Consider the following 10726-nt stretch of genomic DNA (forward strand, 5'->3'; position numbering starts at 1 on the left):
AATCATTTGAATGATTTCTTCTTGGTCTACGTGCCATAAAATACTCCATATATTGATGTTTATAACATCATTTGAGGAGCAGAATATCACTTATAGGAGTTGTTCAAATTTACGGATCCATCTCTATGTGACTTTAAAATGACATTTTTGTCATCTACGATCACTCTGAAATTTATAAGATTAGTTATTTCAATCAATGGTAGTGAACTGAATAGATGAGACCGTTATGGGTTGAAGATAAGCTAAAAACCGGTGACTACCTTTATGTATAATGCCTCATGATGCGATTTTACTGTTCTGATTGTCGTAAGTTGACAGTCCAGTAGAAACTTTATTGCTCAGCTACAAAAGATAAATGCAGTAATGTTAAATTTCCTCAATTCCCTTATTTTGAAATTCTCTTATTCAATACCCACGACAGTGGTTATATAGCCTGTTGTTAATAGAATTGATAGACCTAATAACATCTCAAATAAAATGGCATGACTAAGGTGTTTAGCGAATTTAGGATGTTGAAGACGCGGGGTGAAATACCATTTGTTGAAGGCAGCTAAAAGTAGAATACTTATAACAAAAAACATTTTAACCATGAAACCATAGCCATATGCAGTATTGATTAAGGTATTAAAATCTTTAATTAAAAGAAGAGCTACACTAGCGCCACAGGCGATTAATATCCCAACAATGAAAGCAGCAATACGTCCAAATACATGCATGCGATCTTTTAAAGGTAAACCACTTATTTCCCGGCTGGTTTTCCATAACGGATATAAAGACCCCATCCATAACGACATAACTAGAATATGGATTGATAATAAAATTTGAGCAAGTAAGGTTAAATTAGCGACATGTCCGAGCTGGGAAAAACTAAAAATAATCGGGATAAGTAAAATACAAAATATTGAACTTTCAATTATAGAAAACTGACCTTTGTTCCTGTTAACTTTAACCACCATGAGAAGAAGTAAAAGAGCAAAACTAATAGAACGAAGAACGTATATATACCCCGTCGGAGTATTAACCAATATATTAATATACGTGGGGTCCACCATCCCTGTAATACCAGTATTGGCAAAACTACCAATCAGAATAAAAAATCCCAAGGTACTGGAAATTAGGCCTAATCCAGCGCCAATTGTAATATATTTAAGAATCGATTCTTTTAGTTCAAGATATTGTCTAAGTAAAAAATAGCAAAAGGCTCCACCAACGACAAAAGCTACACTTAAATATAAAATAACCTTAGTTAACCAAGTGGCCCACATCCAATATTCAGAAATCATTATTTTTGTCCATTCTAGAACAACATGCCAGCACCTCACTGACATGTTGAAAGGTAATCAATTCTTATTTAGTTGATTTGATAGTGAAACTATATTCACCATTCATGTTGTGACCATCTTTCCCCATTGTTGTCCAGACAACGGTATATTTACCTTTTTTCAGTTTCGGAAGAGCGACATCAAAGGATTTCTTTAAGTCATGAGTAACTTTATATTTTAAAGGAACATCTCTTCGCTGAGCATCCAGTAACTTAATATTCATCAACATAACCTCTGCACCAAAGTTAAGGGTCAAGTTCTTTGGTTGACTAAGGATAGATGCATTTTCCGCAGGAATCGCACTCACTAAACTCACATGAGCGAACGTAGTTGTAGTAGCCACAATCATCGTTGCAGCTACTACAACATTACGTAGAGCAGTCATTTTATTTTGAAATAATTTCATTTACGTTTCCTCTTGATTCGTTAGTTCATTAGAGATGACTTTATAAAATCTATATTTAATGAGACCACATCATCTCCTCTTATATTTCAATTATTAGTGAGAGACAGAAACAGAGCGATGACTTCAAAATTACATTTTTGTCATTTTTAAAATTTAAAATCTTTAACTATTAAAATAATCTTATTGAAAAATAATGATCATTTAACAAACAAATTATGTAGGTGGTTGATTTATGAAATGTAGTAATCATTTTGTCTAAGAAAATAGTAGCTATTTAATTTTTTATATTTTAGTTTAAATATAAACATGTTATGTTTAATTTGATCTAATATAAATTTGTGGGCTAAGCACATGACTCAAACACGTCCAAGAATGACCAAATTATTTGAACAGCTTGGTTTAGCTTCTACTGAAGAAGCAATTGCAAAATTCATAGAGAGCCATCAGCTAGCTGGAGATGTTTTTTTAACACAAGCAATTTTTTGGACTGATGCTCAACGTCATTTTTTAGAAGAAAAACTACACTCTGATGGTGAATGGACGACAGTGATTGATCAATTAAATGAGTCTTTACATGAAAATTCAGTAAAATAATTTTCCGTTAGTATTAAGGATCTACATTCTTCCCTGCATTGAATACAACTCATTCATACAGTAGTACTGTTTTGGAGATGGAATCTCTATTATATAAGTAGTAGATTCCTTACTCTGAAATTTGGATTATAAACCCTAATATTAAAAATAATCTTCTTTACCTTCTATCTAATAAATATACCAATAAGTTTAATAATTAAATTATCCACCCTTTTTTCTATAAAAAACTATTTTGATCAACTGTATTTTTTCTTTAAAGGAATAACAGTGTAAATTACATTAAGAATGTGTCTCTAACTAGCCTTGGAGTCATCTAATCATTTCATTTTTATTTTTTTAAGCACATAAAATCATAACAACTTTAATAGTTTTAAAAGATTAATATTAAATAAAATTTTTGTCATCTCAGCATAGACTATATATTTCGAGAAGATCTCAAAATTACATTTTTGTCATTTTTAAAAATAATTAATTAATAGTGCTAAAATTTTTAAGAGAGACAGAGAATAACCAAAAATTTCATCAGTTTAGTAGTCAAATTCCTAGACTCTGTTCAGTACTAAAACATAGCTTTTACTTCCAAATTATTTAAAGGAAAAAATTATGATGAAATTCAAAAACATTTTTTTGGGCTTATGTATCGCAGCCGCGTCATTGAATACATTTGCACAGCAATCCGATGAACACAAAGATCACCACCCTGAAAAAACAGCACCATCTGCAGTAACAATTAAGCAAACAGTTACCAGCACCACTGCTACAGATAAAATGGCTGCAATGGATCAACACATGAAGGCGATGCAAGCCATGCATGAGAAGATGATGGCTGCAAAAACCCCACAAGAACGTCAGAAACTTATGGCTGAGCACATGAAACTCATGCAAGGAGGTATGAGTATGATGAAACAGATGGGCAGCCAAAGCATGAATGCAAATATGGCTGACCGTCAGCAGATGATGGAAAAACGTATGGACATGATGCAATCCATGATGCAGATGATGATGGACTGTATGCCTCCGTCAGCAACTAAATAGTTACCCATGAATTAGGGGAAAGCACCATGAATCACCAACACCAAGAAAATAATTCAGTACCTAACTTCTGGTCTACACGTTATGCCATTGGTCTAATCGTGCTGGGTGGTATCGCAGCTTATTTTCTATTAACAGAACATTTGGCCCACGTTATCGGTGCTTTGCCTTATTTATTCCTTTTAGCGTGTCCACTGATGCATATTTTTATGCATGGTGGTCATGGGCATAACCACTCGCAGCAAAAAAAATCCGATATATCTGATAACAAAAAATAGCTCTTATCAGGAGATCCATCATGAATCATGCGGAATCGGCTTATGGTTTATGGACGCTGGTTATCATTAACTCAGCAGTTTTTATCATGTTCGCTTTCAGTTTTTTTAGACCTTCCACTGCGCGCGATTGGCGTACATTTGGGGCCTTTTCGGCTTTTATCATTGCTCTATTTGTCGAAATGTATGGTTTTCCTTTAACCATTTACCTGTTATCTGGTTGGCTTCAAACTCGCTTCCCTCAACTTGACTTACTTTCTCATAATGCAGGTCACTTGTGGTCAACGCTATTAGGTGAAAAAGGTGATCCACATTTTGGCATTTTGCATATCGCCAGTTACGTTTTCTTGGGTTATGGATTTTACCTGTTATCAACGTCATGGCACGTGCTGTACAACGCGCAACGTCAGCATTCTTTAGCGATCACAGGCCCTTATGCACGTATACGTCACCCACAATACGTGGCTTTTGTGATGATCTTGCTGGGTTTTTTATTGCAATGGCCAACTTTACTGACACTGATTATGTTTCCAATCCTACTCTTAATGTACAGCCGCTTGGCAATTAAGGAAGAGGCTGAAATGAGTAAACAGTTTGGCGCTGTCTATGACAGCTATGCTCAACAGACTCCGAGATTTATTCCAAAATTCGGCCATAAAACCACTTTTCCATAAGAGAATTATTTATGTCAGATCAAAAAAATCATAACCAGGACCATATGGCACAGGCTACAACAGACGTACTGAAAGACCCAGTCTGTGGTATGACCGTCACTGAAGAATCGAAATACCATGAGGAATTTAAGGGGAAAACTTACTTTTTTTGCAGTGATAAATGTCAATCAAAGTTTCATAGCAGCCCGGTGCAATATATCGCTAAACCCGCAACGACGACTGCCGATGCACATACACAGCATCATCAGACTGTTCAACACGTTAATGCGGCAAGCACAACAGGTACGACCATCTATACATGCCCAATGCATCCAGAAATCAGGCAAGATCATCCTGGAAACTGTCCTAAATGCGGAATGACACTGGAGCCACTCATTCCTGAATTAGAGGAAGATGAGAATCCGGAGTTACGTGATTTCCGCCGACGCTTCTGGTGGACACTGCCATTGACCATCATCGTGACTTTTTTGGCGATGTTTGGTCATCAAATGAACCTGTTCAATATGGCGGTTCAGAGCTGGATTGAACTGGTGTTGTCACTCCCAATTGTACTTTGGGCAGGTTGGCCATTTTTTTCCCGGGGTTGGCAATCGGTTGTGAATCGCAGCCCGAACATGTGGACGCTGATTGGTTTGGGCACTGGAGCTGCATTTATTTATAGTGTGGTCGCAACCATTGCACCGCAAATCTTCCCAGACTCATTTATTTCCATGGGTCGTGTCGCTGTTTACTTTGAAGCTTCAGCGGTCATCATTTCATTGACCCTACTGGGACAAATATTGGAGTTAAAAGCACGTTCGCAAACTTCTGCTGCAATTAAGTCACTCCTTGGGCTCGCTCCTAAAACAGCTCGCCGAATCCTGCCTGATGGAACTGAAGAAGATGTTCCTCTAACGCATGTCCATGTAGGAGATTTACTCAGAATTCGCCCAGGTGAAAAAGTGCCTGTGGATGGTGTAATCACTGAAGGAAGTAGTTCAGTGGATGAATCGATGCTGACAGGTGAACCTTTACCTATCACTAAACGTATCGGCGATAAAGTCATTGGAGCTACCCTGAATACCAATGGTTCATTGATCATGCGTTCAGAGAAAATTGGTTCAAGTACCATGTTATCCCAGATCGTACAGATGGTGGCGCAAGCTCAACGATCGAGAGCACCAATGCAACGTATGGCTGATCAGGTAGCAGGTTGGTTCGTCATGGCTGTAGTGACCATTGCCTTGCTTACCTTCTTTGGATGGGGACTATTCGGCCCAGAAGAATCAAGCTGGGTTTATGCATTAATCAATGCTGTGGCAGTACTCATTATTGCCTGTCCTTGTGCACTAGGCTTGGCAACTCCAATGTCTATCATGGTTGCGACGGGTCAAGGTGCTACTCATGGTGTGCTGTTTCGTGATGCAGCAGCCATTGAGAATCTACGCAAGATTGACACACTAATCATCGATAAAACAGGTACGTTAACTGAAGGACGCCCTGTATTCGATCGTGTAGTTGCCGCATCAGATTTTGACGAATCTGAAGTATTACGTTTAGCCGCCAGTCTTGATCAAGGCAGTGAACACCCGCTAGCCGAAGCGATTGTAAACGCAGCACACGAACGTGGCCTGTCTCTTGAAACACCAGATAATTTTGAATCGGGCTCAGGGATTGGTGTTCGAGGTCAAGTGGGCGATCGTCAGTTAGCTTTGGGCAACACAGCACTGATGGAGCAATTGGGTATCTCGGTACAATCTCTGATTCCGCAAGCCGAAGAGCTGCGTTCGGAAGGTGCAAGTGTGATGCATCTAGCCATCAATGGTGAATTGGCCGGTCTGCTTGCAGTATCCGATCCCATCAAAAAAAATACCCCAGAAGCACTTGCCACCCTGAAGGAAGCGGGTCTACGTATCGTGATGGCAACAGGAGATGGTCTCACCACTGCCCGTTCAGTCGCAGCACGTCTAGGCATTGATGAGGTACATGGCGAAGTCAAACCCGCAGATAAACTAGAACTGGTCAGCAAATTGCAGAAGGAAGGTCGCATCGTGGCTATGGCTGGTGATGGCATCAATGATGCACCAGCCTTGGCTAAAGCTGATGTCGGTATCGCTATGGGAACCGGGACTGATGTTGCAATGAATAGTGCCCAAGTTACGCTGGTCAAGGGAGATTTACGAGGGATTGCTGTTGCCCGTTCACTTTCGGAAGCTACTGTCGGCAACATGAAACAGAACCTCATGTTTGCTTTCCTTTACAATGCTTTGGGTATCCCTATCGCGGCTGGCGTACTATATCCATTTACCGGTTGGTTGTTGTCACCGATGATTGCCGCCTTGGCTATGAGTTTGAGTTCAGCTTCAGTCATCACGAATGCCCTTCGCCTGCGAAATAAAAAGTTATGATAGAGAGTTCTTTTCTTCCACCAGATGTACCAGGTCTTATTGCAGCACTTGCCATCGGCCTGCTCATTGGTTTAGAACGAGGATGGCACGATCGTGAATTGCCCGAGGGCAGCCGAGTAGCAGGCCTACGTACCTTCACATTGACAGGATTGCTCGGAGGAGTGCTCGGTCATTTACAACCAAACTTCGGGCCTTGGCCGCTGGTCACGGCCGTATTAGGGCTTTCCTTATTATTAACAGTGTCCTACGCGCGTACCGCAAAACTTTCCGGTAATCTAAGCGCTACCACGACGATCGCGATGCTGTTGACATTAGTTTTAGGTGCATATGCATCCCATGGTAATGTTACTTTAGCATTAACCGCGGCTGTAATCGTCGCTGTATTTTTGGATCTCAAGCCAACCTTACACGGTTGGCTACGCTTGATAGAGCATCGTGAATTAACCGCATCCCTGCAGTTGCTGGTACTTTCTGTCGTTATATTACCCTACTTACCCAATACGGGTCTGGGACCTTTTGCTGCATTAAATCCTTACCAGTTATGGTGGGCAGTGATCCTGATTGCCGGACTCTCTCTGGCAGGTCATTTTGCCATGCGGCTTACCGGTTCAGAAAGAGGCATACTCTGGACAGGTCTATTGGGTGGTTTGGCATCTTCTACAGCTGCAACTGTCGCACTGGCACGCTATACACGCCAGCACCCCGTCATGGTCAGTGCTGCTATTTCTGGAACATTGGCTGCCTGTGGCATCATGTTTTTTCGTATGGTTGTGCTGATAGGCGTCATTGAGCCAGCATTGCTAAGCACTTTTGGTGGTGCAATGATGATTGCGGGAATCCTTCTGCTGGGTATGGCATTGTGGAGACAACGCCAAATTACCAGCGCTGAAAACAACGATCGAACAATAGAAGCAATGGCTCCTTTTGATCTTGGGACAGCATTCAGCTTCGCTGCTTTCCTGGCTGTCATGGCAGTCTTGGTCCCGGCAGCAAAACAATGGTTGGGCACCAGCGGCATCTTCGTATTATCGACTATTTCTGGGCTAGCAGACGTAGATGCTATTTTAGTCTCACTTGCCCGCCTGCATAGTACTGAAGGCTTAACAACAAATGTGGCTGCTGTCGCGCTAGGGCTGGCCACACTGAGCAACATGTTAAGCAAAGCGACAATTGCATGGATGACAGGGGGGGCACAGTTTGGCCGAGCTATCATATTTGGCTACACAATTGCCATGATAGGTGCTGGCGTAGCTCTGGCTCTCAGTTTGAGCTTTATGTAAGGTCAACTCGGGTAAATGGAAGATGTTCAAAAAATGAGTTAAAATGATTCCCCTTGCATGGATTCACTTTGAAAAACAATGGTAAAAATGATTCGACCATTGAGGGATTCAGCCTGGATGGTCGCCCCAAGCATATCAAGAATAGATTTTGTTATCGCGAGCCCTAAGCCGGTTCCTTCTTCTGTTCTTTGTCTAGATGCATCTGTTCGATAAAATCGATCAAATAACCTGGATAGTTGTTCAGGAGAGATTTCAGGGCCTTCATTTTCAATTGAAAATATTGTGTTATCTAAATTCTGTTGAAGTTTTATGCGTATTGTAGAATTCTTATTTCCATATTTAACTGCATTAGATAATAGATTGCTGAGTGCTCGACGTAACATAGCAGGATCACCTTTGACATTTCCAGATCCTGTTTGTTGAAGCGTCATATTTTTTTCGGCAGCTAGCGCATCATAGAAATCAAATAAGGCTGTAACTTCTTTAACCAGGTCAATATTCTGTAAGTTCTGTAATTTTAGGCCATGTTCTGCTTTTGCCAAGAAAAGCATATCGGATACCATTCGAGCCAAACGTTCTAATTCTTCTAAATTAGAAAATAGTACTTCTTGATAGGTACTGGTATCTCGTTTACGGGCAAGACATACTTGAGTTTGAGTCATTAAGTTATTAATCGGTGTTCTAATTTCATGCGCTAAATCAGATGAAAAATCGGAAAGCCTTTCTAAAGCTGATTCTAGTCTGTCGAGCATATCATTGAAGGCAATTGCTAATGATTTTAGTTCGGTTGGTGTGTGCTCAACTTCTAAACGTTCTGAAAGATGTTGGGCAGAAATGCCTTCTGCGACCTTAGCCATTTTTTGCACGGGTCTTAAACCTCTCCAGGTTGCAAACCAGCCTAAAAACATTAAACAAATCGTACCGGCTAAACCAATGTAAAAAAGTTGACGCTTAAAATCATTTAAAAAATGTAGATGTTCAGATGTATCGATCCCCACAATAATGCGTACAGATTGTATTTCAGTATTTTTGTTTATATCCGTGTTGTAGATCATGCCACGATAGGTCTTATTCTTAATTTTCCATTTAATCCAAGGGTTATTTGCTGACTTGATTAACTGTTGAGTATTAATGATTGAAGATGCTGAACTAAATAAAATCTGACCTGCCGGTCGTTCTATTTGGACCATAAGATCATGGTGTCCAACTAAAGCATCTTTCAAATATAGATCAAGTTCTGGAGAATTTTTAGGATGCTGTTGGAGAAGATTCTGAATAAGCTGGATTTTACCTTCTAATTGGGTACGATCTTGCGTTTCAAAATGATGCATCACTAATTTATGGATGAAAAACCCCATCATAATGAGAATGCATATAGTCGATAATGAGAAAATAATACCAATACGAAAACTGATAGATTTGAATAATTTATTATTCATCTTCTACCTCTAATACATACCCCATTCCTCTAATATTTTGAATTAACTTAGGGGTAAAATTACTATCTACTTTATTTCTTAATCGTTTAATAGCGACTTCAACTACATTTGTATCACTATCAAAGTTCATATCCCAAATTTGAGATGCAATAAGTGCTCTTGGTAGAATTTCACCTCTTCTACGCATAAAAAGCTCCATAAGAGCAAATTCTTTAGCCGTTAAATCAATGCGTTGACCTGCTCGTGTTACCCGACGTTTTCTCAAATCAAGTTCTAAATCAGCAATCTTAATAATATTATTATCTTCTCTTTGTTGCCCTCGTCTAAGGAGCGTTTTTATTCGAGCTAGAAGCTCTGCAAAAGCAAAAGGCTTAACTAAATAATCATCAGCGCCTAGCTCTAATCCTTTTACTCGATCTTCTATCTGATCTCGGGCGGTAAGAAAAAGAATGGGCATTGTTTTACCGCTGCTACGAATATCATTGATAATATTCCAACCATTTAGTCCAGGTAACATCACGTCTAAAATAATTAAGTCATACTCTTCAGAAAGAGCTTGATGTTTACCCGTTAACCCATCTGTAACCCAGTCCGTAATATAGCCAGCTTCGGATAAACCTTGCTTGAGATAATCACCAGTTTTTTGTTCATCTTCAACTAATAGTATTCTCATTTCCGAATCCTAAGTCATTCATTAAAACTATAATAACGTTATAAAACATCTAATCGAGATAGATTACAAAAATGTCATTTTCAAGTCACTTAGATGTTCAGTGCTTCACTTTATTGTAGTAGCAAGAAATTAACTTTTAGAGAAACTTATGAAAACTGTAGTGCGTCGTAGTCTAACAATTTTAATGTGTGCTGGAACTTTAATTGCTGGTACTCAATCTTGGGCAAAAGATGTATCAACCTCAAGTGCCACTAAAACGGTAAAAGCACAGAAACCTTGTACAAAACCTTGTAAAATGGAAAAAGATGACAAGACTCAGCAAGATCATAGTCAACATCAGTCTCCTAACTCATCTGACATGTCAAAAATGGATCATTCTATGATGAATATGGACCATTCTAAAATGGATCATTCAAAGATGAATATGGACCATTCTAAAATGGATCATTCAAAGATGAATATGCCTAGTAGCAATAAATAATTTTATAAATAGCGAGAAAGAAGTATTAAAGTTTATACTAGAGACCTTTGCACAAACCAGCGACCTACTCTCGACACCAATCTCAAACTCAACTAAAAACTGGAATTGGTGTTAAAAGATAGAAAAAGTCACCGAATTGGCATAACACTCTCCTAAATTGCAG

11 protein-coding genes are annotated in these 10726 nt (G+C 39.3%); 7 read left to right on the plus strand and 4 right to left on the minus strand.

Annotated elements, in window-relative coordinates:
- Window positions 1–401 precede the first annotated feature (401 nt).
- A complete protein-coding gene (locus FTT86_RS14990) occupies window positions 402–1283 on the minus strand; it encodes a copper resistance D family protein (protein WP_005220177.1) in 882 nt (293 codons plus the stop codon).
- Between the two features lie 64 nt (window positions 1284–1347).
- Window positions 1348–1728 (minus strand): copper resistance protein CopC, encoded by a 381-nt coding sequence (locus tag FTT86_RS14995; RefSeq protein WP_004681441.1) that lies wholly within the window; start codon window positions 1726–1728, stop codon window positions 1348–1350.
- A 351-nt stretch (window positions 1729–2079) separates the two neighbouring features.
- Here FTT86_RS14995 and FTT86_RS15000 point away from each other — a divergent pair, with 351 nt between their 5' ends.
- The 6 genes from FTT86_RS15000 (at window position 2080) to FTT86_RS15025 (ending at window position 7970) form a co-directional block, all read left to right on the plus strand.
- Window positions 2080–2322 (plus strand): DUF2789 family protein, encoded by a 243-nt coding sequence (locus FTT86_RS15000; protein ID WP_004281876.1) that lies wholly within the window; start codon window positions 2080–2082, stop codon window positions 2320–2322.
- A 603-nt stretch (window positions 2323–2925) separates the two neighbouring features.
- On the plus strand, window positions 2926–3357 hold the full coding sequence (locus tag FTT86_RS15005; protein ID WP_004695737.1) for a hypothetical protein: 432 nt from the start codon (window positions 2926–2928) through the stop codon (window positions 3355–3357).
- Window positions 3358–3383: 26 nt separating this feature from the next.
- On the plus strand, window positions 3384–3632 hold the full coding sequence (locus FTT86_RS15010) for a DUF2933 domain-containing protein (RefSeq protein ID WP_004695740.1): 249 nt from the start codon (window positions 3384–3386) through the stop codon (window positions 3630–3632).
- A gap of 20 nt (window positions 3633–3652) precedes the next feature.
- Complete coding sequence (locus FTT86_RS15015; RefSeq protein ID WP_004663997.1) at window positions 3653–4303, plus strand: isoprenylcysteine carboxylmethyltransferase family protein; 651 nt, start codon at window positions 3653–3655, stop codon at window positions 4301–4303.
- 11 nt (window positions 4304–4314) lie between these two features.
- Window positions 4315–6690 carry a heavy metal translocating P-type ATPase gene (locus FTT86_RS15020; RefSeq protein ID WP_004663996.1) on the plus strand — a complete coding sequence of 792 codons (2376 nt, stop codon included), beginning with the start codon at window positions 4315–4317 and terminating at the stop codon, window positions 6688–6690.
- Window positions 6687–7970 carry an MgtC/SapB family protein gene (locus FTT86_RS15025; protein ID WP_180087630.1) on the plus strand — a complete coding sequence of 428 codons (1284 nt, stop codon included), beginning with the start codon at window positions 6687–6689 and terminating at the stop codon, window positions 7968–7970. The genes FTT86_RS15020 and FTT86_RS15025 overlap by 4 nt, the downstream gene beginning before the upstream one ends.
- Window positions 7971–8008: 38 nt before the next feature.
- On the opposite strand, the gene FTT86_RS15030 is transcribed toward FTT86_RS15025, so the two are convergent.
- Complete coding sequence (locus FTT86_RS15030) at window positions 8009–9409, minus strand: heavy metal sensor histidine kinase (RefSeq protein ID WP_005105857.1); 1401 nt, start codon at window positions 9407–9409, stop codon at window positions 8009–8011.
- Complete coding sequence (locus FTT86_RS15035; protein ID WP_004679347.1) at window positions 9402–10082, minus strand: heavy metal response regulator transcription factor; 681 nt, start codon at window positions 10080–10082, stop codon at window positions 9402–9404. The genes FTT86_RS15030 and FTT86_RS15035 overlap by 8 nt, the downstream gene beginning before the upstream one ends.
- 148 nt (window positions 10083–10230) lie before the next feature.
- Between FTT86_RS15035 and FTT86_RS15040 the strand changes: the two genes are divergently transcribed.
- On the plus strand, window positions 10231–10563 hold the full coding sequence (locus tag FTT86_RS15040) for a hypothetical protein (protein ID WP_155861448.1): 333 nt from the start codon (window positions 10231–10233) through the stop codon (window positions 10561–10563).
- Window positions 10564–10726 lie beyond the last annotated feature (163 nt).

It is taken from the genome of Acinetobacter sp. YH01021, assembly GCF_013420255.1.
Taxonomy (GTDB): Bacteria; Pseudomonadota; Gammaproteobacteria; order Pseudomonadales; family Moraxellaceae; genus Acinetobacter.